The organism is Microvirga sp. VF16, assembly GCF_016864375.1.
GTDB lineage: Bacteria > Pseudomonadota > Alphaproteobacteria > Rhizobiales > Beijerinckiaceae > Microvirga.
On sequence record NZ_CP069357.1, the window covers coordinates 263,507 to 288,149 of the forward strand.

Here is a 24,643-nt window from a genome sequence, read left to right on the forward strand (position 1 = left end):
CTCTCCGGAAGCTTGCTCGCCCAGTTTGAGCAGGAGCGAGAGCAGATCAAGACACTGCTCAACAGGCCAACTCTCCTCTAGTTTTGCAGGAACATCTCCTGGTCCGGCTCGGTCGGGGTGCGGCTTGCGACCGGGATGGCGTTGCCGAGGCCGTCCTTGTTGTAGATGTCGTCGCGGAACTGCACGAGGCCGTCCGGGGTCGCCCAGGCCGTGATGTAGACCCAGTAGACGTTGATCGCCTGCACGAGTCTAGCATCAATGCGGTCGCCGGACTTGAAGGTGGCGTCGATCTGCTCGCGGCTCCAGCCGGGGGTGTCCTTCAGGAGCCACTCGATGTAGTCGCGCACGTTCTGTACCCGGATGCAGCCGGACGACACGAAGCGGAAATCGTCGCCGAAGATGCCCTTGGAGGGCGTGTCGTGCATGTAGACTCCATCCTTGTTCGGCATGTTAATGCGCACGAAGCCCATCGAGTTGATCTCACCGCCGGGATCTTGCTTGAACATATAGCGGGTGGCTTCGTTTGAGTTCCAATTGACCTGCTCAGGTCTAATCTCCTGACCCTGACCGTTAATAATCCGGATTTTGTTCTCGGTCAGATAGTTGGGTTCCTTTTGCATCTTCGGAATCAGATCTTTCCGAATGATCGAAGCTGGAACCGTCCAGAACGGATTGAAGTTCACTTCCGTGATTTTAACATTGATGATGGGCGACTGACGGTCGATCTTGCCGACGCCGGCGGCGTGGCGGGTGTGCACCATGCCGCCCTCCACCGTCTCGACGAGAGCAGCGGGGATGTTGGCGACCACGTACTTGTTGCCCAACCCGCTCACGAGGGTGCGTAGGCGGCCCAGGTTGATCTCGAGCTGGCGGATGCGGACATCGGCCGGCACGTTCATGGCAGCGACCGTCGGAGCCGTCACCGTGCCCGTGGAGCTGATGCCATGACGGGCCTGGAAGCGGCGCACGCCGGCCTCGACGTAAGAATCGTAGATCGGCGATTCGCCGGCGGATTGATCGAGATCGCCGGTGATGATGAGGCGCTGGCGCAGGGCGATGACGGCCGGGCTTTTCGAGCCCACGCGCAGACCCTGGACGCCCTGGACCGGTTGCCAGCCGCCGCGAGCGGCGATGTTGCGGTAGTACTCGATCATCTGCTCGGTGGCGGCGAGCGCGTCCGGGGACAGCATCGGGGTCGAGGTCCGTTGCACGCGGGTGCGGGAGACCGCCTCGTAGTTCTGCGACCACTCGGCCTGGCTCTGGGCCAGCGCGACGGTAGCCGGCGTGAAGATCAGGGCGAGCGATCCGGTCAGGAGGGTACGGCGAGACAACATGCGCGCAGGCTCTTCCCGGTTAGAAGTGGCGATAATGGGAGCGGCGGACGAGCGTCCGCATCTGCCCCAGTTCCCAGCATAAGTGCCGGGATAGAATTAAAGAACGGTATCGAAAACGAGGAACATCGGGGCCGTTTTATGGCAAACCGGCCTGCCCAACACTCCTCAGGCCTCAGAACCGCCTTTACCGCCTATGTAACTTTGAACTGTGTTCTTGAGGATACACTTCTGCGTGAGGAGCTTGGCAGCTCCCGGACGCGGTCCGCCGTGGGGCATCGAGCGGAAAAGTGGACCCGGATTTTCGCTCGATGCGGACCTTCGGTTCGGATCCAACGATGCTATCTTCAAGAATTGGAGCATTGTTGGATGCTAAAGCAGGAGCCCACTTCTAGATCCAATGCTCTAGCCCGGAAAATTCACGGTGGGTTGGCGGGTGTAGCTCAAGCCTCTGAGATAACTTAGGATTTGGTTGCTTAATCCGATCCGCGTCATTTCAGAGAGAACACACCCGCCATGGACGATCGTACGCTTCCGCTGCCCGGCCTGTCACCCGTCTTGAACAAGCCGATCGTTGCTCGGTTCGACGGCGGATTGCTGTCGTCGGACGCTGGCGTTCTGGCCTTGCGCGAGGTCGAGAAGCGTCTTGGTGTGGCAGAGCGGCTTGCCGGCTGCCTTGTCGATTCCAGGTCTCAGGATCAGGTCATCCATAGCCTTGCCGACATGATCCGGTTCCGGCTGATGATGATCGCCGCGGGTTATGAGGACGGCAACGACGCCACAAGCCTGCGGTCCGATCCAATCTTCAAGATGGCGCAGGGAATGCTGCCGTCGGATCGGGATCTCGCCTCGCAGTCGACCATCTCGCGGCTGGAGAACCTTCCCGACTTGCGCTCGCTGTTGCGGATGGGTCGCGCGATGATCGACCTCTACTGCGCGTCCTTCAGTCTAGTCCCGAAGCGGATCGTTCTCGACATCGATGATACGTTCGACGCCGTGCACGGCGGCCAGCAACTGCGCCTTTTCAACGCTCATCATGACGAATACGGATTCCAGCCAATCGTCGTGTTCGACGGCGACGGCCGGTTCGTGACTGCGGTGCTGCGGCCTGCGAAGCGACCAAAGGGGAGCGAGATCCGCGCCCATCTGCGCCGACTCATTCGGGCGATGCGCGCCAATTGGCCGAACACCCGAATCCTGATCCGCGGAGACAGCCATTATTGCGGCCCGCTCGTCATCGACTGGTGCCGGAAGAACGACGTCGACTTCATTCTCGGTGTCGCCCCGACATCCATCCTGCGCAACCATGTCGAGACCCTGGAGGTGAGCACGAAGGCCCGCTTCGGTGCCGCTCCACACGAGGGTAAAGTGCGGCGCTTCAAGGAGTTCCTCGACGGCGCCGCGAGTTGGAGCCGGGTCGAGCGCATCATCGCGCGCGTCGAGGCCGGGGATCAGGGCGCCGACACCCGGTTCATTGTCACCAACCTCACGGACGGCAAGGCCAGGGTGCTCTACGAAGATGTTTATTGCCGGCGTGGATCGGCAGAAAACCACATCAAGTCCTGGAAGACGCATCTCGCGGCCGACCGGACGTCCTGCACCAGAGCAACGGCGAACCAGTTCTGGCTGTTTCTGCACGCCGGCGCATACTGGCTGATGTGGGGCCTGCGAGCCATGATGCCGAAGCGCTCAACCTGGCGGGTGGCGCAGTTTGACACCTTGCGGCTGCGCCTCATCAAGATCGCCGCGCGGGTGGTTGAACTGAAGACCCAGATCCGCCTGCACATGCCGAGCGCGTGTCCCTACCAAGACATCCTGCGCGTCGTTCTTGGTCGCATACCGCGTCTGGTCACATGACGGAGGGGGCGCGCATGCCCCTGATCTGAGCTCGCCCCCGTCCACCGCAAACCCCGCCATCCTCGCCCACCGAACACAATCGGCGGCGGCAAAGGCATGCCCGAAATCCGTTCAAATACCCCGGCATTGCTCACGCCACCGACCTCGAACGGGTCGCCACGAATTAAGCGGGCTAGCAGCCTGATGGACCAGCCTTGTGGATCACAGCTGGGTTCTTTTCGTCTGGTGGCCTAGGTGGTCTTCCCCGGTCGGGAAGCGCTCATCCTGTCCCTTCAGCAATAGCGGCTGCTCGGCGTCAAGCAACTTCGCAATGAGTTCATTTAGCAACTCGATCTGATGCCGATGCTCGACACTATCCATCAGACCATCGTGTGATACAACGACCAAACGCTCAAGCGGCCATAGAGATGGCGCAAGAGGAGCGTTGCTATAGCCGCCCGGTTGCAGGGATCAACCGCAGAACACTCATCTACATGCTCATCTTGGAATACATATCAGCGACGTCGATGGCCAATTGTGCAAACCAAAGAGTCTCTCCGGCGTGGTAGAGTCTCCACACGTGTTCCCGTCCATCCAGTGCCGATCATATCGAGCCGCGTATCCTCGCCGAGTGCAGTGGTACCTCTCAGCGAAGCCCGGGCATCTGTTGCAATGACAATGCGGCCGCCAGCGGTGACAACGGTGGATAGCTTGCGAAGAACTCCAATCCGATTTTCCACGTGTTCGACTGTGTTGATGCAGAGCACCTTATCTACGGGCTCGATGCCACCGCTTAGAGCCTCCAGCCCTCCGTGACGCAGATTCAACCGACCAAGAAGAAATGCGGCGCGGTTACGGCGGTACGCGATAGCAAGCTTCACCAACCAAGAGTCAAAGCCAACAACTCTGCCTGCGCCGCAGGCTAAGCAGAGAGACAGCTCCAGCCCGGAACCGCACCCAAACACCAGAATTCGATCGCCAGGTTGAACATCGAGAAATGCTGTGAGCCAGTGTTGCCCGAACAGACATTGTGAAGGCGCAGCGCGCGGGAATTCGCTCATTGCATTTACACTCCTTCAGAAGCCGCAGCAGAAATGGCGCACCTAGCTTACTGGGATTAGTACCGTCACCCTCCGCAGGCTGCCATGAAAAGTGCATTTGAAAAAGTGTCGAGAATCGCGTGGTTCCAGCTATTGGTCCATTAGCATCAAGCCGGACTGCTCCCTGTTCAAGGTGGAGAGCTGGGCTTGGGTCCTACCATATGCCACCAGTTTAGATGGTGCTAATGATCCGACCATTGGCAGTGGAAGCTATCCATCCTTTCGTCATGAGCAGTAATTCTTGCCCTTCTTCATTCGAGGCCACTTCAATGATCCCTGACAATCTACAATTCTTCTCCTGTACCAAGGCATTTCCCGGCCGCACACCTTGAGTATATCCGCAAAGTCTGGATCATCGGGCTGGAACGGTCAAAGGAAGACAAATTATCCGGCTCTAGCCGGGAGCGCTGGCGCACGACTTGGTTGCGCCGCGTGACCTGTCGGCGCAAGGCCTGGGTCGCCTCGTCGGCGATCCAGACCTCCGGCAGGAAGCCACTGGCATAGGGCTGGGCCAGGACACCGGCGTCGATGGTGTCGGTCTTGATCTTGGCATGGGCGATCACCCGCACCTGCATGGGATTGGCAATCACGACACGCTTCACATGCAGGCGGAGCACCGCCACTACGGCGGCCGCGTTGCCGGTTGCTTCGACCACGACCACGTCAGTGCCTGATAGCGAGGCCGCGAAGGCCGTCAGCTGGTCCCGGCGCATGTCGATGCGCCCAATCCGCTTGAGCTTGCCGTCCTGCCAGGCGACCGCCTCGGCGAAGGCGCGGTGGATCTCCAGTCCGATGATGCGCATGCCGGCTCCCTCCGAGCTGTGCTCGTCCAAAACGGGAGCTGGCGGGCAACACGACACTTGACGATCCGCGCTCGCAGCGCATCCGGGCAAGTCGCAAGGGGGCGGCCATGTAACGAGCTCGGGCTCTCAGCCTAACGTCTATCGGCGGCCTGCCCGCACCTTCGTGCTCCCGGTGCCCCGCGTCCCAGACGGGCTCACCATAGCACTGCTTCCTAAAGAATGCAGATGGACGCATAAGGCACCGAAATCATCATGCCGGATAATGGTCAGGTCGAGCGGGTGAACCGGACGATCAAAGACGCCATCGTCAAGCGCTACCACGACGACACGCATGACCAGCTCAGGGTGCACCTGCTGCTCTTCGTGGATGCTTACAATTATGCCCGAAAGGCTCAAGACCCTGCACGGCCTCACGCCGTACGAGTACGTCTGCACCTCTGGACGAAGGAGCCCGAAAGGTTCAGGCTCAACCCGTCACGCCATATCTCGGGGCCATACACCTCAACGTCGCGCAAGTTACGCTGTTTCCTGTTGGCCAATTACGACCTTCGTGTCAGACACGAAGGCATAGGGCGGGATCGGCAAGTTAATCGGAGCCGGGCCACCACGGACACGGCCGGACGTGTCGAACACCGAGCCGTGGCAGGGGCAGAACCAGCCTTTATACTCACCTTGGTGGCTGAGCGGTACGCAGCCGAGGTGGGTGCAGTTGCCATAGACAACGAGCCACTGGGCCTTGCCGTCCTTCACACGGGCCGAGTCGGGCTGAGGGTCGCGGAGCGAAGCTACGTTCACGTCCTCGGCGGCCTTGATCTCCTCCGCCGCGCGATGGCGAATGAAGACTAGCTTGCCGCGCCAGAAAAGCTTCACGAGCTGCCCTTCGGCAATGGGTTCCAGATCAACGTCGACTGGAGCACCGGCTGCCACGGTCGCCGCGTCCGGCGCGAGAGACTGGATGAAAGGCCACACCAGGAGCGAGCCGCCGACGGCAGCGGCAGCGCCCGTGGCAATGTAAAGGAAATCGCGCCGTGTCGGCTCAACGACGTGAGGAGTGATCTCAGCCACTTAAAGCTCCAGCACTTGTTAATCATGAAGGCCGCCTCTGTATGCCGTAGAAGCTAGAGCAAAGAGAGTCACGATTATGTTATGAGAGCTTCCATTGGAAGGATCGCCCGTAAAGTATGTTCATGTCGATACCAACGGACACCTAATCGTATTTTTCCACTCTAGATCGCGCAGGGCAGCATGGTCGCGGACTATTTCCGGCGAGAGATGCCAAGTCTGGGCAGCGTCTATCTTAGGCCATGGCTTCCTTTGCCATCGCAATCTGCATTAACATCACATGTTGGACACGTTACAGCTGAAGAGACCGTCACGACGCTATGGCATGGGTGCCGTGATGGGACAAAGGTCTCCCATATCGAAGGCCACAAGGCGAACGGGCGTGACAGAGATCAGCTCCAGAGGTGGGGGTGCTGGCCTCCGGGCCAGCGCCGCGACCGACCCTGAATTAACATCACGCCGGGATCGCCCAGCAGGGACAGGCCACCTAAACCACCTCATTAAGCTCCCGCACCTGATCCGGCTTGAGGCCCGCGTACCGCTTCCACTAGCGATAAACCGTCCGCTCTAAGATGCCCAATGCCAGATCAGTTCCCCTATCCGGCTCATCGGGCGCGCTTCTTGCTGATGACAGACATCCCTGTTGCAGAGGGATCGACCGAGGATGCAGCCACAAATCCGGCATCACTTCGTGTGTGCGGCTTCGATCCGACCAGATTGTTCCCGACGAAGTTGATTTGTTGATAGGTTGAATTAGAACCCTACGGATCATAAGCCAAAATGGATTCTTGGTGAACCAACGCGTTGAAACATCTGGAGCGACACAGACCTTGGCCAATGATAACCAACAACAGGAAGCGCCATTTCGGACCGGAGCCGCGCCCTCGGAGGCCTTCCTGCGGGCGCGCCGACGCAAGAACCTTATAGTCTTGGGAATTCTGCTCGCTTTCGTGGCGGGCGTTCTCACACTGACATTTTTCCATGTCCCCAGGGAACGAAGCAGTCTGACGCGTTCGATTCCGTAACTAAACCTTGACTTGCCGACCTGGCAAGCGGGTCAAACACTCCGAGTATTTCGCCCGCTGCCTTGGCACCTGTGTCGATTTTTCTCAGCAGCTGCTCTTGAACCTCAGGTGGCTAGAGCTCCTATCTTCAGACTGTTCGCTCTCGAAGCAGAACAGGATAGGGACCCTGCGATGACCAATAGTTCACGGCTGCCGCATCACGGTATGTTATGTCCAGTATGCCGCACCGATTTGGCAATGAGCGAGCGCCAAGGCATTGAGATCGAATATTGTCCGAAGTGTCGCGGCGTCTGGCTTGATCGCGGCGAACTTGACAAGATACTCGAGAGAAGTGCGCGAGAGTATGAGCAGGGACCTTTGACGGGTCCGGTGGTTGGGGATCCCTCTGCGCCAAGCTTCTTGCCCCAGCCTGGAGCTCCATCGCCTCGGGTCAGTGCCCCTCGTGGGGCTCCGCCATCCCACCCTGGCTACCCGCCCACCAACGGACCTGGGTATTACGCTCCCCGCAGGAGCGAACACCATGACGACCACCACGATGATCACCATGGTCGCCACCGCAATTTCCTCGGCCGCCTCTTTGATTAGAGCGGCTCTCGGAGTTTTGAGCTACAGCCGGGTCGGTATTGTGACTCTTCCTAGCGTTAGAGCCGTTCAGGTTCGCGATGTACGTACGGGAAAGTCTCTCCCTGACCTCACAAGGTCAGGAGTGAGAGGTGTTGCATCACGATTTGAAGAGCCAGTAGTGCCGTCAACATAGGTCCGCAGGTGTGAACAATAGCAGCAAATACGTGGGTAGCAGCGCGAAGAATGAAGAAGGCGGCCTCTGGGAGACCATCAAGGTCATCATCCAGGCCCTCCTGATCGCGGTCGTCGTCCGTACGGTGCTCTTCCAGCCCTTCAACATCCCGTCAGGATCGCTGATCCCGACCCTGCTGATCGGCGACTACCTGTTCGTCTCCAAGTATTCCTACGGCTATTCGAAGCACTCGATCCCCTTCAGCCCGGGCATCTTCTCCGGCCGTATCCTCGGCTCCGAGCCGAAGCGCGGCGAGATCGCCGTGTTCAAGCTGCCACGAGATAATTCGACCGACTTTATTAAACGCGTCATCGGCCTGCCGGGCGACAAGATCCAGGTGATCAGCGGTGTGCTGCACGTCAACGGCCAGCCGGTGCAGCGCGAACGGGTGGAGGACTACAAGACCACCGATCTGTACGGTCGCACGATCTCCGTGCCTCAATTCAAGGAGACGCTGCCGGGCGGCGTGTCCCACTTCGTCATTGAGCGCGACGGCGACCGCGGCTACTGGGACAACACCAACGTCTACACGGTCCAGCCCGGCCATTTCTTCATGATGGGCGACAACCGCGACAACTCCACCGACTCGCGCGACGAGGCGAGCGTCGGGCAGGTGCCGTTCGAGAACCTGGTCGGCCGGGCCGAGATCATCTTCTTCTCCATCGACGAGAGCGCCTCCCTGTGGCGTCCGTGGGAATGGCCGCAGAAGATCCGCTGGAATCGCCTCTTCGAGCGGATCCGCTGACCTGTGGCTGCTGGCGCGCAGTTGAGCGCTCACGTTCAGTCGCCAACTCCAAGCTGAAGATCAGGAAGAGTGTAGATGAGTTGGTGGCAGATCATCTTGCATTGGGACTGGGCATCCGTCGGGAAGAGCGCTCTTGGGGCTGGCCTTGGTACGGGAGCCGTCGGAGGGCTGCTGCTATTCCTTCGTGATCGCCGTCGCCAGCGCTCGCTTGCAGCCTACATGGCCCTGCGGCTTGCCGTGCTTTTGGAGGCTTATGCTGCCAGGTGCGCTGAAGTGGTCTGCGGCAATGCGCATGTGCCGCATCCGTCGGAGACGGAGCTCATTCAACGGGATACAACGCTGCCAGAGCTCCCACGCTATCCGGAGGATCTCGATGGATGGCGCGCCATTGACGCGATACTGACGGGACGATGCCTGATGTTTCGCAATAAACTACGTTCAAGCCAGGGTATCATCGATGGCATGATTGCGCATGACCGAGGTATCCTCCACAGCAGGTTCAGCGGGCTTGCGGCCGAGCACGGATTGGAAGCATGGCAACTTGCTGCTGCTCTTCGGCACAGGCACGGGATCGAGACGGCCGACCCGCTCTGGGACTATGCTAAACAATTGAAGCGGATGCTCGAAGAGACACAAAAAACCCATGGACCGGAAAAGCGAGATTAGCGTGCCGCATGCAATCTAGTGAGTGGCGATACGCCGGTCAGGGTAGTGCTGGAACGGCCGGATCATCACACGCGTCCGATCGACGTCTTGCCGCAGCCTGAATAGGACCACGCTTTCCATCCAGCGGTCATCAGCACCGCCCGGGATCTACAGGCCTGATAGCGCCGCGGGAACGCCATCGGGGAAGACCATGTTGCCTAAGGCCGTATCGTATACCCTACGTCCAACAAAGCGTGACCACCCTGGTAGCGCTTTTACCAGAACCGTCTGTTGCCGAGCCAACATCAGCAATTTGTAAACCATACTCGCTCATACTCCGCCCATGAACGGTGATGTGATTCGGACTTGTTTCAACCTTGGACTTGCTTTGGCCATTTGCATGGCATCGGACCGAGCACTCGCGGAACCCAGTGCTCCGGAAAAGAGTGGGCCTGTCGGAAAAGCCGCTACCTTGCAACAGTCTCCAATGCCGGCCACCAAGTCGACAGCGCAGCAAACCGTTACGTCAAAGATTGATCCCAAGGGTGAAGCGGGCAACACCGCAGGCAATTCCACGGCTCCTGTCACGACTCCGACTTCAGCTCCATCCCAGGTTCCGTTGAAGCCCCTGTCGCCGCCGGTTACAGTAACAATCTCCCAGGATCCCCGTCCCACCTTCGATCAGGACACCTTCATCAACACAATGCGGGCTGCTGGGATCTATAAGCGCCTCGCTGAGGAAGGGGGCTGGCCGACCTTGCCGGCGGGCACTGAATTGAAGATGGGAGACAAAGGAGTCCTTGTAGCAACCCTGCGGCAACGGCTTGCGCGCGAAGGTGATCTTCCGGCCGATCAGGTCACAGGCAGCACGTTTGACGCTGAACTCGTGAAAGCCGTCAAGCGCTTCCAGACCCGCCACGGACTCCCGGAGACCGGCGCGGTTCGCCGCAAGACACTGGAAGCCTTAAATGTACCCGCTCTCACGCGTCACCGCCAGCTGACTGCCTCAACCCAGCGTCTGATGGGGTCTCGCTTTCCTTTCGGAGAACGTTACGTTGTCGTCAACATTCCCTCTGCGACTGTTGAGGCGGTCGAGAGCGGACAGGTCGCCCGCCGCTACGTGGCGGTGGTTGGTAAGCCTGATCGCCCGTCTCCTATGGTGGAAACGCGCGTCACGGCCGTCAACCTCAATCCAACATGGACAGTCCCGGTCTCTTTGATCAAGAAAGACATCATCCCGCAGGTGCGCAAGGATCCGGACTATCTTGCGAAGATGAAAATCCGGATTCTGGATGCGAAAGGACAGGAGGTTGATCCGCGAACGCTGGACTGGACCACCAACAACGCCGTCAACTACACCCTGCGGCAGGATCCCTGGGCAATGAACTCGCTCGGTCAGATCCGGATCGACATGCCAAACAAGGACGCGGTGTTCATGCACGATACGCCATCGAAGCGGCTGTTCGCGCAGGACACTCGCTTCTTTTCATCCGGATGCGTGCGTGTAGCCAATGTCCGTGATTTCGTCGAATGGTTGCTGCGGGGCACCGCTGGACCGAACGGGGAGTGGGCTCAGGCCAGCATCGATGCCGCGATCGCCACAACAGCCCGTCAGGACATTCGACTTGGAAAGCCTGTTCCGGTCGCTTGGGTCTATCTGACGGGGTATGCTATGCCAGATGGTACCGTCCACTTCCGTGACGACATCTATGGGCTGGATCCCGCCAAAATCGATCCGCATCCCGATGGGCAGGGCGTCGATGTACCGGCAACGTCGTCGATCATGCCGCGGCGTCTGTAGGCTGGGCATGGTTGGCCAATCCGGCGGATGGTGCGAACCTTGGTGAGGGCCAATCGGAAAGGCGAGGGCATTGATGACGGACCAGCATGGAGCGGCGCAAGAGCCACCTCAGGATCTTGGTGCCCGTCCCGGCAAGCTACGGGGCCGTCTTCTCGTGCTTTTACCCATCCTCATCTTCTCAGTCCTAGCACTGATTTTTCTGGTTAGGCTCACAACCGGCGATCCTTCGAAACTGCCGTCGGCTCTGATCGGACGTCCCGTCCCGGAATTCAGTCTTGCGCCCTTGCCTGGCCTGACAGCAGACGGAACACCGGTTCCAGGCCTATCCACCGCAGACCTGAAAGGACGCGTGACTGTTGTGAACGTATGGGCGTCCTGGTGTGTCCCCTGTCGTCAAGAGCATCCGGTGTTGATGGAACTGGCGAAGGAATCCGGCCTCAAGGTGGCCGGCATCAATTACAAGGACAACCCGGACAATGCTCGTCGCTTTCTCGGAATGCTTGGCAACCCGTACGCCGCTGTGGGGGTCGACCAGGACGGGCGCACAGCGATCAATTGGGGCGTTTATGGTGTGCCCGAGACGTTCGTGGTCGGCTCGGACGGGGTCATCCGCTACAGACATGTGGGGCCAATCTTGCCAGAGCAGGCCGAGGAGTTCAGGCAGAAGGTGAGGGCGGTTCGCTAGCCGCGCAGCTTGCTTTTCGACAGATGATTAGAGACGGAAGGCCTGCGACGTGCTCCACTCCCAGTAGGGAGCATTTAAATGCGAATCCGTCCATCCGTGTTCAACGCGGTCTAACGCCCGGCAACCTAGCGCCGGACTGGTGACAGGCGACACGGGCTGATGAGCGGATCCAGAACTACGGGCTGCAGTCCGCGAGAGAACCGTGAGCGGCCGTACTGGCCTGTTGCAATGCTATCGCACAGCCGATCCGTCGCCCTCGACATTTGCTGCGTTCTGACCTATATTTTCAGAAATTTCTGAAATATCGGAATAAATATGAACCTCCCACCCTTGATCCAGACGTTTGTCCTCCACTTCGGAGAGATGGGATCCCGCTGGGGTATTAACCGCACGGTCGGACAGATCTACGCCTTGCTCTTCGTCTCCAACGAGCCGCTGAACGCCGAGGACATCGTCGAGCGGCTCGGCGTCTCCCGCTCCAACGTCAGCATGGGTCTCAAGGAACTCCAGGCCTGGAACCTGGTCCGGCTCCAGCACAAGCCAGGCGACCGGCGCGACTACTACGCCACGCCCGATGATATCTGGCAGATCGTCCGCACTTTGGTTGAGGAGCGCAAGAAACGTGAGATCGACCCGACCCTGACCCTGCTGCGTGAGGTCCTCATGCAGGAGCCGGCAAGCGTCGAGGAGCGCCATGCCCAGGCGCGCATGCGCGAGATGCATGATCTCTTCGAGCTTTTGACCGGCTGGTACGCCGACGTGCAGCGCCTCGACACGGAGCGCCTCGTGCAGCTCCTGACGCTGGGCTCGAAGGTTCAGAAGATCCTGGAGATGAAGGACCGCCTCTTCGTGGTTCCAGGATCGAAGAAGCGCCGTGACGACGGCAAGGACAAGTAGGCACCATGGGCGATCCCCTTCTCCTCGCGCGCGTTCAGTTTGCCGCGAACATCTCCTTTCATATTCTCTTCCCGACCATCACGATTGCCCTTGGCTGGGTGCTGCTGTTCTTCAAGCTGCGCTTCAACCGCACGGGCGATGCGGCCTGGATGGAGGCTTACAAGTTCTGGGTGAAGATCTTCGCCCTCAGCTTCGCGCTCGGCGTGGTGTCCGGCATCACCATGTCATTCCAGTTCGGCACCAACTGGCCCGGCTTCATGAACACGGTCGGCAATATTGCCGGCCCGTTGCTGGCGTACGAGATCCTAACGGCGTTCTTCCTGGAGGCTGCTTTCCTCGGCATCATGCTGTTCGGCTGGAACCGGGTCTCGAACCGGGTGCACACGGCTGCAACGGTCCTGGTGGCTGGCGGCACCACGATCTCGGCGTTTTGGATCCTGGTCCTGAACTCCTGGATGCAGACTCCCGCAGGGTTCGAGCTGCGTGACGGGGTGGCCCATGCGACCGACTGGTGGGCCATCGTGTTCAACCCCTCCATGCCCTACCGCCTCACCCACATGCTGCTGGCGTCAGGCCTGACAGCGGCCTTCCTGGTGGCGGGGGTCTCGGCCTTCCGCTGGCTGCGACGCGATCGCGCGCCTGATGTCTTGGCAGGCCTGCGCACGGGCGTCTTCCTGGCGGCGGCGTTGATCCCGGTTCAGATCTTCGTCGGCGACATGCATGGCCTCAACACGCTGGAACACCAGCCCGCCAAGATCGCCGCCATGGAAGGCATTTGGGAGACCCAGAACGGCGCTCCCATGGTGGTCTTCGGGTGGCCCGACGAGGCCACCCAGAGCAACCGCTTCGAGCTAGCGATCCCGAATATTGCCTCATTCTATCTCACCCATGACTGGAACGGCGAGATCAAGGGCCTCAACGATTTCGAGCATCGCCCACCCGTGACCCCCGTGTTCTTCGCCTTCCGGATTATGGTCGGCATCGGGCTCCTCATGCTTGCTGTGTCATGGCTCGCCGCCTGGCAGCTGCGTCGTAAAGGCCAGGTACAGCGGCCCGTTGCGTATGTCCTTGTCGCCATGACCTTCGCCGGCTGGATCGCCACCCTGGCCGGCTGGTACGTGACCGAGATCGGCCGACAGCCCTGGCTCGTGACGGGTGTTCTCACGGCCAGGGAAGCCGCATCCGCGGTGCCGGCGCCACTGATCGCGTCGACGCTCGTCGGGTATCTCCTCGTCTACACGGCGCTTTTGGCAGCCTACATCGCAACGATCTTCTATCTTGCGCGCAAGTCCGCGGCTCCGGCAGATCGCGACCCCGCCGAACCTGTCAGCGCCGGGGGGGCAATGGTCGCGGGCGATTCCGTCGCGGCCGCTACCTGAGGGATCAGCATCATGGATATTTCCTCCACCACTTGGCTGCCGGTGGCCTTTGCAAGTCTCATGGGGCTCGCCGTTCTTCTCTACGTCGTGCTCGATGGATACGATCTCGGTGTGGGGATCCTCAGCGGTACCGCCGAGGGCAAGCATCGCGATCGGATGATTGCCTCAATCGGTCCGTTCTGGGATGCCAACGAAACCTGGCTCGTACTGGCCGTCGGGCTCCTTCTGGTGGCCTTCCCGCAGGCTCACGGCGCGATCCTTGGCCAACTCTACCTACCGGTTGCGGGCCTTCTGCTCGGGCTTATCCTGCGCGGCGTCGCTTTTGAGTTCAGGGCAAAGTCCAATGTCGGCCACAAAGCCTGGTGGGACCGTGCCTTCATGGCGGGCTCAACCCTCGCCGCCCTTATGCAGGGCTACATGCTGGGGCTTTACATTGTCGGGTTCGAGCGAACGCCTGCCCATGTGGCCTTCGCGTTGCTGACCGCCCTGTGCCTCGTCGCCGGCTACAGCTTCATCGGAGCCTCATGGCTCATCATGAAGACCGAAGGCGAGTTGCAGCGCCGCGCCGTGGCTTGGGCCCGCGGCACCCTTCTCCTGTCCGGCATCGGCATGGTGGCCGTCTCGGTCGTCACGCCGCTCGTGTCCGAGCGCATCTGGGACAAGTGGTTCAGTTTGCCCAATCTGATCCTGCTCGCTCCCATTCCGCTCGTGACGGCCGGCCTCTTCTTCGCGCTGGCTCTCGTCCTGCGGCATCTGCCGACGCGCTCGGACCGTTTCTGCTGGCTTCCTTTTGCCGGTGCTGTCGGCATCTTCATGTTAGGCTTCCACGGCCTCGCCTACAGTTTCTTTCCCTATGTCGTGCCGGACCAGTTGACTGTGTGGCAGGCCGCGGCTGCGCCGGAGTCACTCATGATCATGTTCGTCGGAGCGCTCGTCGTGTTGCCGATCATCGTCGCCTACTCGGCCTTCGCTTATCGGATCTTCTGGGGCGAAGCGACCGACCTGCGTTATTATTGACCTCTGGCATCCTGCCATCTTCAAATTCAGGCAGGTTATGGTTATGTCTCACTTGTACCTACCACGTCCGTATCCTCTACGCCTCCGGAGAATTCCTCATTGGAGTCCGGCAGCACCCGCCTCATGATGAGGGCAAGGCGGACAAAACGGCCCACCATGACTGTATTTTTCCTATGATTGGTTATCGAGGGCCTAAGTAGGGGAGTTCGTGGCGGCTCAATACGGGTCGGTATGATTTGCGAAGATCAGCCGTTGTCTGTCAACAAACGTAGATCCGTCTTGAGCTGTCGTCAGGAAGTTAGAGAGATGAATGTCAAGTTCTGGCGATGATATCGAAGCGTCGCGCGCGCCTCTGATCGAGCATCTGACCGAATTGCGCTCGCGCCTGATCAAGGCGCTGATCGCCTTCGTGCTGATGTTCTTCGCCTGCTTTGCCGGCGCGAAATACATCTACAACGCGCTCGTCTGGCCCTACGTCCTCGCCGTCGGTTCTGCGGAAAAGGCTCGACTTGTCTATACCCACGGCCTGGAATTCCTGTTCACGCAGATCCAGGTCGCGGCCTTTGGCGCCGGCTTCCTGGCCTTCCCGATCATCGCCATGCAGGTCTACAAGTTCGTGGCGCCGGGCCTCTACAAGAACGAGCGCCGGGCCTTCGTGCCGTACCTGATCGCGACCCCGGTTCTGTTCGCCGTCGGCGCGGCCTGCGTCTATTTCGTCGCGATGCCGCTGCTCATGCGATTCTCCGTCGGCATGCAGCAACTGGCGACGGATTCGAGCCCCGCTATCGAGTTCCTGCCCAAGGTCAGCGAGTACCTGTCGCTGATCATGACGCTCATCTTCGCCTTCGGCATCTGCTTCCAGCTGCCCGTGATCCTGACCCTGCTCGCCCGCGCCGGGATCATCGACTCGCAGTTCCTGAAGGACAAGCGCCGCTATGCCGTCGTGATCGTTTTCGTGATCGCTGCCGTGTTGACGCCGCCGGACGTGATCAGCCAGTTCGCCCTTGCGGTCCCCACCTTGCTTCTTTACGAGGCATCCATCTTCTCCGTCCGCATGGTCGAGAAGAAGCGTGCGGAAGCCGAGGCCGCGCGCGCGGCAGAGGAATGATCTGTCTCTTCTGAGTTTCCAGATGCTTAACCCATGGTGTGAGCAATTGAGCCTGAAGTACTCCATCTCGAGAACTCAAATCGTCCGGCCGTATGCAAAAGGTATGCACGGGCGTAGCGTCTAAATTCGAGGAGCAAAATTGTAGACCCACAGAAACCATCAAGGGGACGTTGTAAGGGTTTGCACAAGAGCCTTTCCAGAATGATGGGGTTAGCTAATTGTCTGGATGCGAGACCTCCTTGGCGTGAGCGACGACTTGGAGGGCTTGGGACATCGCGTGTGGATCGGGCGGCTTGAAGCGCCGGTTGGCCAATTTCGGCTCGGCCGCAAGTCGGCTTCGCACGACCTCGTCCGGTGATCGTCCCGTGAGCACGCGCTGGCGTCTTCGATTGTAGGCCTGGTTGAAGCCCTGGAGCAGCGTCTCGAGGTCCCGATGGCTGTAGATTGTGATGCCCAGCACCTCGCGCTGCACCCGGCCGTTGAAGCGCTCCGCGAGACCATTGGTTTGCGGCGTGTAGGGCTTGGTCTTGCGATGCTGCACCTTCAGCTGGCGGCAGGCGTCCTCAAAGCCATCGGCCGTAAAGCAGGATCCTCTGTCCGTCAGCACGTGCGTGACCTTGAAGGGAAAGGCGCGGATCGCCTCTTTCAGGAAGGCGATCGCGCTGCCTGTCAGCTCATCGTCCTTTACGGCCAGGTGCACCCAACGCGAGCAGCGATCGATGGCCACATAGAGGAAGCGCTTGCGGCGCTCGCCATTGGCGGTCTGCAGCTTCGGCAGGTGTTTGATGTCCATGTGCACGAAGCCGAGATCGTAGTCCTTGAAGGTGCCGCTCTCCCGTTTGCGCTGCTGCGCCGGCGGCAGGCGGCCCAGGCCTTCCGCCTTGAGGATGCGGTAGACGGCATCGCGGTTGAGATGCGGCAGGAAGTGCGTGACCACAAAGGTGAGGTCATCGAGCGGAAAGCCGGTGGCCTGGCGCAGGGTACAGACGATCGCCCGCTCTTCCTCGGTGGCTTTCCAAGGCAGCTTGTGCGGCCGGCTGCTATGGTCCTGGCAGTCTTGCACCCCGCGCTTGCGCCATTTGCGGATGGTCTCGGTGCTCACGCTGAAGCGCTGGGCCAGCACGCCGGTGGGCTCGGTCGAGCGGGCAATCTCCTGGCGAACGGCTGGGGTGGTGCGGGCTTGCGGATGAAGGGACAGCATCACGTCCTCCTGCGGTGAGGGGCTCGGCGTCGCAGGCCGTCAAAGCGCCAAGCATACTCCTCAATCGCGCAACGCACCCGATCCCAACAACGTTCCGCCACCAGACACCCGCGCGCCGGAGGAGACGTCGCTGGCAAGCCTGGTGCGGATTGCGGGTTCGCGCTGGCGGATCGAGAGCTGTTTTGAGGAAGCCAAGGGCGAGACCGGATTGGACGAGTACGAGGTGCGCTCATGGACGGGCTGGCACCGGCACATCACGTTATCCATGCTGGCGCATGCCTATCTGACCGTCGTGCGCCAGCACGCCATCGGGGGGAGAAGCCCCCGTCGTGCAGGCCGCGCGGCTGTTGCCGCTCACCGTGCCGGAGGTGCGACGGCTGCTCTGGCATCTGGTGTGGGAGCGGCCGCCTTCGATCGAGGCCGTCGAACACTGGTCGGCGTGGCGTCGGCGCCATCAGCAGCGCGCCCGTGACTGTCACTGGCGCAAACGCACCCGACGCCGACGCAAGGCCCGGCTGTAGTACTAAAGCGCTTTTGATCTGGGCTTGAATCCATTCGGGTGGGCTGTGCGTTGATTGGCATATGGCCCAGGAGGCGAGCGATGCCCCAGCCCTATTCTCCCGATTTGCGTGAGCGTGTTCTGGTCGCCTGCGAGCGCGGCGACGGCAGCCAGGTTGAGATTGCCCGCCGCTTCCAAGTCTATCCCGCCACCGTGTCAAACTGGCGCCGCCAAGAGCGCGAAGAAGGCCGACGCGGCCCCAAGCCGCACAGCGGCGGTGTGCCCTCGCGCCTGGATGCAGCAGCTCTGGAGGTGCTGCGTCAGCTCGTGATCGAGGACAATGACGCGCTGCTGCGCGAGTACCGCGAGCGCCTGGCCGAGAGAACGGGCGTGACGGTGTGTCTGGCGGTGATCTGTGAGGCGCTCAAGCGTCTCAAGCTGCGTCCGAAAAAATCTATGGACCGGCCGTGCATCGCAAGAGGGTTGTTTCAGATTGGGTGAGTGACGGTTCGCATCAATCTATCCGGCCTCTGGGTGGAGCGTGAGCTCCGGGCCATCATGGGAATCCGCGCGCACCGGGCCTACTTAGACGCCAAGACCTCAAGGGCCATTTTTTTCGTCAGGTTTCCGATGCGCCGGGCAACCGTTCATCCATCCTGTCACATCCTTCTCGCGAACCTCGGTGGGAACCCTATCTCTGGACTGCTCGCCGCTGCAGCACCTCACGACATCCGGGTGGCAAACTCCGGATTGTAGCCATTCTCGCGGGACAGCACGCTCCAGGCGATGCGCGCGAGCTTGTTAGCCAAGGCTGCCGCCAGCACATTCCGGTGCAGCCGGGTCCCTGCCGCGGCCAACCAGCGGCCGAAGCCATGTCCGCCCCAGTGGCGCGGTCGCTGCAGGAGAACTTGCGCACCCCCGACGAAGAGCGTGCGCAAGTAGCGGTTGCCGCGCTTGGAGAGACCACCCAGGATGGTGCGGCCGCCGGTCGAGATCTGCTTCGGCACCAGACCGAGCCAGGCGGCAAAGTCGCGACCTTTGCCGAAGGCGGCTCCGGTGCCAATCGCCGCCACCATGGCGCTGGCGGTGATCACGCCCACGCCAGGGATCCCCATCAACCTTTGGCAGCCCACATCCTGACGGGCCAGAGCCGCGATGTCCTGGGTGAGGGCGTCGATGCGCTCATCCAACCGGTGCCAGTCTCCTGCCAGATCCTCGATCAGGTGGACCATGCGCGGCGAGAGCACGTCCGTGCGCTGGGCAAGAAGCGAAGGCAGGGCTTCTCGCAGGCCAGCGGGTCCCTTTCGTACTGGGATGCCGCATTCGAGCAGGAAGCCACGGATCTGGTTGATCACCGCCGTGCGCTGCCCGATCAGGCGGCTGCGCACCCGATGCAGGGCTTGCAGATCGAGTTGCTCGGCTGACTTCAGGGGCACGGGACGCATGGTCGGCCGCTGGGCCGCCTCCGCGATGGCCTCGGCATCGCGGTAGTCGTTCGTATGATGGTTTCGTCAAGTCATGTTCGGATCCTCAGCCGTCTTTGACGTCCAGGGCGCGCTTGCATCAGGTCAGGCGCTTGGCGCCATCCACTCGTATCCGGTCAGCAAAGCCGACCCAGGTGCCTCATGCACGGCGTGCAAGCTGCAGGCGGGCGGGATCCAACTCTTTGGTTCGGGTCTTGAGCCCCAACGATTACACGATCACACGTCCACCCCGGACGTCACGGAGCCGTCGCTCCGGGACGATCTTCTCAATCTCGGTTAGGCCTATGCGGATCGGATCCGGGCTCCCGTTGGCACGAGGCCGGTAGTGGCGTAACGCCACAACGCGATCAGCAACTTTCTGGCAACCGCAACGATGGTGATGCGTCGACTCCGCTTGCTGTTGCCGGCCGTGTGGGCCAAAAACCAAGCAGTGACATCGCTTGTCGACTGGAACCGAACCCAGCGCCATGCCAGCTGGATCAGGCGCGCGCGAACGATCGCGTTCCCCGCCTTGCTGATGCCTTGCTCGTGCCGGAGGCGGCCACTGCTGTACGGACACGGTGTCAGTCCTGCGAAGGCTGCGAGGCTGCGGCGATCCCGAAAGTCACGACACAGCACCTCACGAGCAAGAACCACGGCGGTCTCGCGGCCAACGCAGGTGAGCTTCTCCAGCATGGTTACAGCATCCGAGGCTGCGGGCTCGGATCGAGCTGGCTCATCCTTGCTCTCCAATGAGGGCAGGAACGCCGGTTCTGCCATGGCCTGCTCAACCTCCTCAATGTGCTGCAGCACGAGCTCGAGCCGCGACAACTCCCGTTCGATCTCAGCCCGGCACCGCGCCGGCAGAGGCCCTCCGCAGCTTGTTTGCACGACAGCCAGGGCTTCGCGTCGGTCACGCCGGAGCGGCTGGTAGGTTCGGACGCCATGCAACGCCAGCAGGCCTTTGATCCGGTTGGCGTGGGCCACCCGTTCCTTGACCAGTCGCGCCAACTCACGATGAGGCCTGCGCGCATCCTCCTCCTCGATGCTCGGGATCCGGACGAAGGAGCACGCATGCCGGTCACCACGACGCCAGGCCTGGAGCGCCCGCAGGAGGCATTCCGCGTCGACCCGGTCGGTTTTGACGCGGCGCGCCCGGCGGTCGACCTTGAGGCTGGCCGGATCCATCACCCGGCAGGCGATTCCGCTCTGAGCGAGCCGGCGCTGCAACCAGAACCCGTCGTAGCCTGCCTCGAAGACGCATTCGATCTCGACGGCAGCCCTCAATCGGGCTTCGGCGTTGTGCCGGATCTGCTCGATCGTAGCGATGAGCGTATCTGCTTCACCCCCGCCGACACGCCGCCGTGACACCTTACCGGAGACAGGCTCGTGGATCGCCAGGAGCCACGTTGCCTTGCTCAGCTCGATTGCCACTAGAACTGCCGCTACTCCCAAGTCCTGAGTTTGATCCATGGCCGCCTCCTAAGTCAGCACCGACGCCGCCGTGACCATCATGGTATCTCTTGTGGCCCTTGAGAAACGGTTTGACGTACTGGGCCGGCAGCAGGCGCACGTCATGGCCGAGGGCCGCGAGCTGGCGCCCGACGTGATGAGCCCCGGCACAGGCCTCCAGGCCGATCAGGCAGACCGGCAGGTTGGCCACGCATTGCAGCAGCTGCCCGCGCGAGACCTTCCGGCGCAGCACGATCCTGCCGCGCGCATCCATGCCGATCAGGTGGAAGGTGTTCTTACCCAAGTCGATGCCGATGGTGGTAATGCTCTCAGGTTGGGGCTGCTGTGTCATGACATGGCTCCTTCGCTGCGGGATAGCCCCGTCCTCCCATGCTCCACCCGGGAGCACGGCCGGTCCATGCCATTAGACGCTTCGGGCGGCCGAGCAGGAGCGGCCCGAGATCGCCGCCGAGCGCGAGGCTTACCGCCAGCAGATGAGCGAGCTTCCCGTGGAACGCTTGGTGTTCCTGGATGAAAGCGGCGTCACCACCAAGATGGCCCGCACCCATGCGCGAGCGCCGCGAGGGCAACGCGCCTATGGCTCTATCCCGCTCGGCTCGTGGCAGCGGCTGACGGTGTTAGGCGCCCTCGCGTGGGAAGGCCTGGTGGCCACCATGAGCATCGAGGCGTCCACCTCGACCTCCGTGCTACTGGCTTATCTCGAGCAGGTGCTGGTGCCCAAACTTCGGCAGGTGAAGCCGGATGCGATCCTGGTGATGGACAACCTGCGCCCGCATCGGGCCACACAAGTGCGGGAGATGCTCGCCCAGGCCGGGATCGGGCTTTTGTACCTGCCGCGCTATTCACCCGAGTTCAACCCGATCGAGCAGGCCTGGGCCAAGGTCAAAGAGCGGCTCAAGGCGAAAGCCGCCCGCAGCCTGGAGGCTCTTGAGGCGGAACTCAAACCAGCCCTCGACACCATCACCGCAAAGGATGCTCGAGGCTGGATCAGGCATGCCGGCTATGCCCTACATTGATCCCAAAAGCGCTTTAGCTCCCGCCGGTGCGATGAGGACTGCCGAAGGACGAAGAGAGCATATGCCGAAGCGCTCCTGGTCGGGATGCACTGCTTTCGAACACGTTGTCAATTAGCGTCGACTGCATGCGTGGGCCGAGGGATAGTCGCCGTCCTGATTGGTTCTTCCTCGCTTCCTAGCAGGCTTCTGGTGGCCGCAACCAGATTCTCGAGCGACATCGGGCGGAAACGGAACTCGACCCGGCGCTTGCCCGCCGCCACTTCAACGCCGCGAAACAAAAGATTCGCCCGCAGGACAGGCTGGCGCTCGCCGTCGACCCACACCTCCCAGCCGGGGTAAAAGATATCGTGTAGCACAAGAACACCGGGCTTGTCGCTTTCGACATCAATGGCAACGGAGTTCCGCTGATAGCTGACGATGCGCGCTTCTCCCTTGGCTTTATCGCGGGCGGAGCTCGCCGGCGCGTAGGATGCCTTGAGCAAGTGCATGCTTTGGTCGTCGATGAGGGCTTCCGTTTCGCGGTTGAACTCCGGCAGTTCCTCCAGACCCAGCACGGCCTCGGAATCCACCGGCGTTACATGATGCGCCACGTAGGCGCGCGGGACGGAGGTATTCAGGCGGTAGATCCACATCCGCCCGGTGCCATAGACGACCTCGGCATCGGTCAGGCGCGGGAAATGGCGCGGCAATTTCTCCACGGGGCGGTCGAGCACGATGTAGTCGAGCCCGAGCAGGCTCGCGAGCTGGCCCTTGTAGCCGCGGAAACTCGTCGGAAAACGGCGCAGATTGGGATCCTCGGCGTTCTCGCCGGTGCCGATGGCGCGCTCGTAATCGGCGAGACGCAGGGGATTGTAGCCGATGATGTCCTCGATCCCGAGAACCATGGACGCATTCTGCCAAGCACCCTTCAGACCAAGAATCTCGACGCGGGGATATTCGCCCTTCGCGTGGCGCTCTGCCAGTTCGCGCTTGAGAATTTGCAGGCCCTGCAGCTGCTCGGGCGGCAGCTTGGTGAAGACCGTATAGCGCTCGGCGGGCTCCGCGTTGAGAGCGGACGCTGCGTGGCGGCCGATCAGCTCAGCTCCCGTCAGGGTGACCAGCACGAGGGCCACGGCCTCGCGCCAGCGAGAGATGCCGCTGACCCTGGTGATCACAACGATTGCCAGGGCTGCCGCGGCGAGGCTCACGCCGATTTCGACCAGGGCGGGCGACACATGCCCTCCCTTGATGGCGAAGGCCAGGGCGCTGGCGATCGCTGCGACCACGAGGCCCAGAGCCAGGAGGGGCAGGATGGCCCAGAGCCGCCCGAGCGAGGCCCGGTTCCATTGCGGCAGCCCTTCCGTCGCATAGCGATGGACAAGGTAGCCTGCGGCAAAAGCCAGAGCGATGTTGATGAGGAAGGTCGCGTCGGCGGGCCTGCGGTAGAGGTTCACGCCCGGCATATGATCGAAGATGACCTCAAAGCCGGGCGTATAGCGCCCGAGGGCATAGAACAGGGCGACCAGGCCGACGATGAGGAAGAACCGGAACTCGAGGGCAAACAGGCGCCCGCCTGCCACGCCGTGCCAGAGGAGCAGGAGAGCCGGGATCGTGCCGACGAACAGGTAGTTGGTGGCCCTGTCCGTCCAGGTTCCCTCGGACAGGCTGTGCCAATCCGGTCCCCAGTAATCGTAGGTCCAGCGCAGGGAGCCGAAGACGTTGCCGAACAGGATCGTCGCCAGGCTCTCCGGGGGCAGGGAGCCCATGGCAGCCACTCCGAAGCCGAAGGAGGGGCGGGTCGACGTGGCGAGGAACTGCATCGTCAGCACGACCGGCACGGCGAGAAGCGCGCCGCCGACCAGCCCCATGACGACCAGGAGCCCGAGGCGGGACCTGAGATAGGCGAATGACCGGGGTGCAATCCAGATCCGCTGCACGACCAGCGCGATGAGGGTCAGGGCGCAGAGGAAGGCGACCTGATCCCGACCGATGACCATCATGGCGGCACTGATGGCGAACAGCAGGCCGTAAAGATACGAGCGACGGTCCAGGGCTTCTTCCAGAAGCCAGAAGGCAAGCGGGAAGAAGCCGTAGCTGAAGATCATGCCCGTGTGCTGGAGTCGGGCCGTAGCGGAGCCACCGAGCATGAAGATGAGGGCAGCCACCACTGCCCCGGCCGGGTGCCATCCTCTCCGGCGAAACAGAGGCACGAAAGCCAGCGCCCCGGGGAGGAAATGGGCGAAGACGACCACGTCGAAGAGCTGCATGGAGGGCTCGGGAACGAGCCACCCGAACAGCAACATGGTGGGCGTGAAAAGCAGGGATTGAGGATCTGCCGCCGAGGGGTGTCCGCCGAAATGGTAGGGGTTCCACAGGGGAAGTTCGCCGTGGGCGAGGGCGCTGCCCAGGTAGCGCAGGGTCGGGTAGAACTGGTTCTTCGAGTCCCAGGGAACAACGGTTCCGGTCAGGGGCCATACGGCAGCGGCCAGAGCCCAGGCGGCTAGGATGAGGGCAAAGGCCATCAGCACCTGGCGCTGCGGCCAGGCTGTCGGGGACGGTGGACTATCCAGTCCGGAAATCGATGTCTGCATTGCTCTCAAGCGGCGCTGTGTCATCGGGTCTGACAGAGCAGGATTGTCCTCAACCGCCAGGGCACGCGGTCTACAAGCCTAGCACGACGCTAAGGTTTGCCCGGGCTAGATCTCTATCTGGCGTCTGACCGCGCTCCTTCATACATCTGATTTATGTCTTGTTTGCCAGCCGCCTGCTCTTAGGATGCCTA

19 protein-coding genes and 5 pseudogenes are annotated in these 24,643 nt (G+C 61.4%); 14 read left to right on the plus strand and 10 right to left on the minus strand.

Annotated features, from left to right (window positions below):
* Nucleotides 1–77 precede the first annotated feature (77 nt).
* Nucleotides 78–1,334: a murein L,D-transpeptidase gene (locus JO965_RS40315; protein ID WP_203447345.1), complete on the minus strand. Its 1,257-nt coding sequence runs from the start codon at nucleotides 1,332–1,334 to the stop codon at nucleotides 78–80.
* A 513-nt stretch (nucleotides 1,335–1,847) separates the two neighbouring features.
* Between JO965_RS40315 and JO965_RS40320 the strand changes: the two genes are divergently transcribed.
* A complete protein-coding gene (locus JO965_RS40320) occupies nucleotides 1,848–3,188 on the plus strand; it encodes an IS1380 family transposase (RefSeq protein ID WP_203447346.1) in 1,341 nt (446 codons plus the stop codon).
* 201 nt (nucleotides 3,189–3,389) lie between these two features.
* On the opposite strand, the gene JO965_RS40325 is transcribed toward JO965_RS40320, so the two are convergent.
* From JO965_RS40325 to JO965_RS40335, 3 genes and pseudogenes are all read right to left on the minus strand, one after another.
* Nucleotides 3,390–3,548 carry a hypothetical protein gene (locus JO965_RS40325; RefSeq protein WP_203447347.1) on the minus strand — a complete coding sequence of 53 codons (159 nt, stop codon included), beginning with the start codon at nucleotides 3,546–3,548 and terminating at the stop codon, nucleotides 3,390–3,392.
* 134 nt (nucleotides 3,549–3,682) lie between these two features.
* Complete coding sequence (locus JO965_RS40330) at nucleotides 3,683–4,228, minus strand: cyclopropane-fatty-acyl-phospholipid synthase family protein (protein WP_203447348.1); 546 nt, start codon at nucleotides 4,226–4,228, stop codon at nucleotides 3,683–3,685.
* 431 nt (nucleotides 4,229–4,659) lie between these two features.
* Nucleotides 4,660–5,070, minus strand: a pseudogene (locus JO965_RS40335) (transposase); the annotation flags it as partial.
* Between the two features lie 261 nt (nucleotides 5,071–5,331).
* Between JO965_RS40335 and JO965_RS40340 the strand changes: the two are divergent.
* A pseudogene (locus tag JO965_RS40340) lies at nucleotides 5,332–5,565 on the plus strand (integrase core domain-containing protein); the annotation flags it as partial.
* A gap of 21 nt (nucleotides 5,566–5,586) precedes the next feature.
* Here the strand turns inward: JO965_RS40340 and petA are convergent.
* Nucleotides 5,587–6,135 carry a ubiquinol-cytochrome c reductase iron-sulfur subunit gene (gene petA, locus JO965_RS40345; protein WP_203447349.1) on the minus strand — a complete coding sequence of 183 codons (549 nt, stop codon included), beginning with the start codon at nucleotides 6,133–6,135 and terminating at the stop codon, nucleotides 5,587–5,589.
* Nucleotides 6,136–7,328: 1,193 nt separating this feature from the next.
* Between petA and JO965_RS40350 the strand changes: the two genes are divergently transcribed.
* The 9 genes from JO965_RS40350 (at nucleotide 7,329) to tatC (ending at nucleotide 16,230) form a co-directional block, all read left to right on the plus strand.
* Nucleotides 7,329–7,742 (plus strand): zf-TFIIB domain-containing protein, encoded by a 414-nt coding sequence (locus JO965_RS40350; protein ID WP_246777252.1) that lies wholly within the window; start codon nucleotides 7,329–7,331, stop codon nucleotides 7,740–7,742.
* A 203-nt stretch (nucleotides 7,743–7,945) separates the two neighbouring features.
* Nucleotides 7,946–8,698, plus strand: a complete 753-nt coding sequence (gene lepB, locus JO965_RS40355) for a signal peptidase I (protein ID WP_246777253.1) — start codon at nucleotides 7,946–7,948, stop codon at nucleotides 8,696–8,698.
* Between the two features lie 219 nt (nucleotides 8,699–8,917).
* Nucleotides 8,918–9,364 (plus strand): hypothetical protein, encoded by a 447-nt coding sequence (locus JO965_RS40360; protein ID WP_203447351.1) that lies wholly within the window; start codon nucleotides 8,918–8,920, stop codon nucleotides 9,362–9,364.
* A gap of 466 nt (nucleotides 9,365–9,830) precedes the next feature.
* Nucleotides 9,831–11,144, plus strand: coding sequence for a murein L,D-transpeptidase (locus tag JO965_RS40365; RefSeq protein ID WP_246777254.1), 1,314 nt, complete (start codon nucleotides 9,831–9,833; stop codon nucleotides 11,142–11,144).
* A 73-nt stretch (nucleotides 11,145–11,217) separates the two neighbouring features.
* A complete protein-coding gene (locus JO965_RS40370; RefSeq protein ID WP_203447353.1) occupies nucleotides 11,218–11,829 on the plus strand; it encodes a DsbE family thiol:disulfide interchange protein in 612 nt (203 codons plus the stop codon).
* A 315-nt stretch (nucleotides 11,830–12,144) separates the two neighbouring features.
* Nucleotides 12,145–12,726 carry a GbsR/MarR family transcriptional regulator gene (locus JO965_RS40375; protein ID WP_203447354.1) on the plus strand — a complete coding sequence of 194 codons (582 nt, stop codon included), beginning with the start codon at nucleotides 12,145–12,147 and terminating at the stop codon, nucleotides 12,724–12,726.
* Nucleotides 12,727–12,731: 5 nt separating this feature from the next.
* Nucleotides 12,732–14,105: a cytochrome ubiquinol oxidase subunit I gene (locus tag JO965_RS40380; RefSeq protein ID WP_203447355.1), complete on the plus strand. Its 1,374-nt coding sequence runs from the start codon at nucleotides 12,732–12,734 to the stop codon at nucleotides 14,103–14,105.
* 12 nt (nucleotides 14,106–14,117) lie between these two features.
* Nucleotides 14,118–15,122: a cytochrome d ubiquinol oxidase subunit II gene (locus JO965_RS40385; protein WP_203447356.1), complete on the plus strand. Its 1,005-nt coding sequence runs from the start codon at nucleotides 14,118–14,120 to the stop codon at nucleotides 15,120–15,122.
* A gap of 310 nt (nucleotides 15,123–15,432) precedes the next feature.
* On the plus strand, nucleotides 15,433–16,230 hold the full coding sequence (tatC, locus tag JO965_RS40390) for a twin-arginine translocase subunit TatC (RefSeq protein WP_203447357.1): 798 nt from the start codon (nucleotides 15,433–15,435) through the stop codon (nucleotides 16,228–16,230).
* Between the two features lie 214 nt (nucleotides 16,231–16,444).
* On the opposite strand, the gene JO965_RS40395 is transcribed toward tatC, so the two are convergent.
* Complete coding sequence (locus tag JO965_RS40395) at nucleotides 16,445–17,431, minus strand: IS481 family transposase (protein ID WP_203447358.1); 987 nt, start codon at nucleotides 17,429–17,431, stop codon at nucleotides 16,445–16,447.
* Between the two features lie 67 nt (nucleotides 17,432–17,498).
* On the opposite strand from JO965_RS40395, the pseudogene JO965_RS48655 reads away from it, so the two are divergent.
* A pseudogene (locus tag JO965_RS48655) lies at nucleotides 17,499–17,903 on the plus strand (IS701 family transposase); the annotation flags it as partial.
* Between the two features lie 129 nt (nucleotides 17,904–18,032).
* A complete protein-coding gene (locus tag JO965_RS40405) occupies nucleotides 18,033–18,431 on the plus strand; it encodes a helix-turn-helix domain-containing protein (protein WP_203447359.1) in 399 nt (132 codons plus the stop codon).
* A 221-nt stretch (nucleotides 18,432–18,652) separates the two neighbouring features.
* On the opposite strand, the pseudogene JO965_RS40410 reads toward JO965_RS40405, so the two are convergent.
* From JO965_RS40410 to JO965_RS40420, 3 genes and pseudogenes are all read right to left on the minus strand, one after another.
* Nucleotides 18,653–19,426 (minus strand): annotated as a pseudogene (locus JO965_RS40410) (IS110 family transposase); the annotation flags it as partial.
* A gap of 270 nt (nucleotides 19,427–19,696) precedes the next feature.
* Entirely contained in the window at nucleotides 19,697–20,866 is a 1,170-nt protein-coding gene (locus tag JO965_RS40415) for an IS110 family transposase (RefSeq protein ID WP_203447360.1), read from the minus strand.
* Nucleotides 20,867–20,915: 49 nt separating this feature from the next.
* Nucleotides 20,916–21,197 (minus strand): annotated as a pseudogene (locus JO965_RS40420) (IS110 family transposase); the annotation flags it as partial.
* Between the two features lie 109 nt (nucleotides 21,198–21,306).
* On the opposite strand from JO965_RS40420, the gene JO965_RS40425 reads away from it, so the two are divergent.
* Nucleotides 21,307–21,882 (plus strand): IS630 family transposase, encoded by a 576-nt coding sequence (locus tag JO965_RS40425; RefSeq protein WP_371827024.1) that lies wholly within the window; start codon nucleotides 21,307–21,309, stop codon nucleotides 21,880–21,882.
* Between the two features lie 107 nt (nucleotides 21,883–21,989).
* Here the strand turns inward: JO965_RS40425 and JO965_RS40430 are convergent, their stop codons facing one another.
* Complete coding sequence (locus JO965_RS40430; RefSeq protein WP_246777255.1) at nucleotides 21,990–24,452, minus strand: YfhO family protein; 2,463 nt, start codon at nucleotides 24,450–24,452, stop codon at nucleotides 21,990–21,992.
* Nucleotides 24,453–24,643 lie beyond the last annotated feature (191 nt).

Bases quoted from the DNA above. Each gene is read 5' to 3' on its own strand.
- JO965_RS40325 (WP_203447347.1), bottom strand. From the start codon at position 3,548: ATGGATAGTGTCGAGCATCGGCATCAGATCGAGTTGCTAAATGAACTC.
- JO965_RS40430 (WP_246777255.1), bottom strand. From the start codon at position 24,452: ATGCAGACATCGATTTCCGGACTGGATAGTCCACCGTCCCCGACAGCC.
- JO965_RS40360 (WP_203447351.1), top strand. From the start codon at position 8,918: ATGGCCCTGCGGCTTGCCGTGCTTTTGGAGGCTTATGCTGCCAGGTGC.
- JO965_RS40385 (WP_203447356.1), top strand. From the start codon at position 14,118: ATGGATATTTCCTCCACCACTTGGCTGCCGGTGGCCTTTGCAAGTCTC.
- JO965_RS40380 (WP_203447355.1), top strand. From the start codon at position 12,732: ATGGGCGATCCCCTTCTCCTCGCGCGCGTTCAGTTTGCCGCGAACATC.
- tatC (WP_203447357.1), top strand. From the start codon at position 15,433: ATGTCAAGTTCTGGCGATGATATCGAAGCGTCGCGCGCGCCTCTGATC.
- JO965_RS40375 (WP_203447354.1), top strand. From the start codon at position 12,145: ATGAACCTCCCACCCTTGATCCAGACGTTTGTCCTCCACTTCGGAGAG.
- JO965_RS40415 (WP_203447360.1), bottom strand. From the start codon at position 20,866: ATGGATCAAACTCAGGACTTGGGAGTAGCGGCAGTTCTAGTGGCAATC.
- JO965_RS40315 (WP_203447345.1), bottom strand. From the start codon at position 1,334: ATGTTGTCTCGCCGTACCCTCCTGACCGGATCGCTCGCCCTGATCTTC.
- JO965_RS40395 (WP_203447358.1), bottom strand. From the start codon at position 17,431: ATGCTGTCCCTTCATCCGCAAGCCCGCACCACCCCAGCCGTTCGCCAG.
- JO965_RS40320 (WP_203447346.1), top strand. From the start codon at position 1,848: ATGGACGATCGTACGCTTCCGCTGCCCGGCCTGTCACCCGTCTTGAAC.
- JO965_RS40370 (WP_203447353.1), top strand. From the start codon at position 11,218: ATGACGGACCAGCATGGAGCGGCGCAAGAGCCACCTCAGGATCTTGGT.
- JO965_RS40330 (WP_203447348.1), bottom strand. From the start codon at position 4,228: ATGAGCGAATTCCCGCGCGCTGCGCCTTCACAATGTCTGTTCGGGCAA.
- JO965_RS40405 (WP_203447359.1), top strand. From the start codon at position 18,033: ATGCCCCAGCCCTATTCTCCCGATTTGCGTGAGCGTGTTCTGGTCGCC.
- JO965_RS40365 (WP_246777254.1), top strand. From the start codon at position 9,831: ATGCCGGCCACCAAGTCGACAGCGCAGCAAACCGTTACGTCAAAGATT.
- JO965_RS40350 (WP_246777252.1), top strand. From the start codon at position 7,329: ATGACCAATAGTTCACGGCTGCCGCATCACGGTATGTTATGTCCAGTA.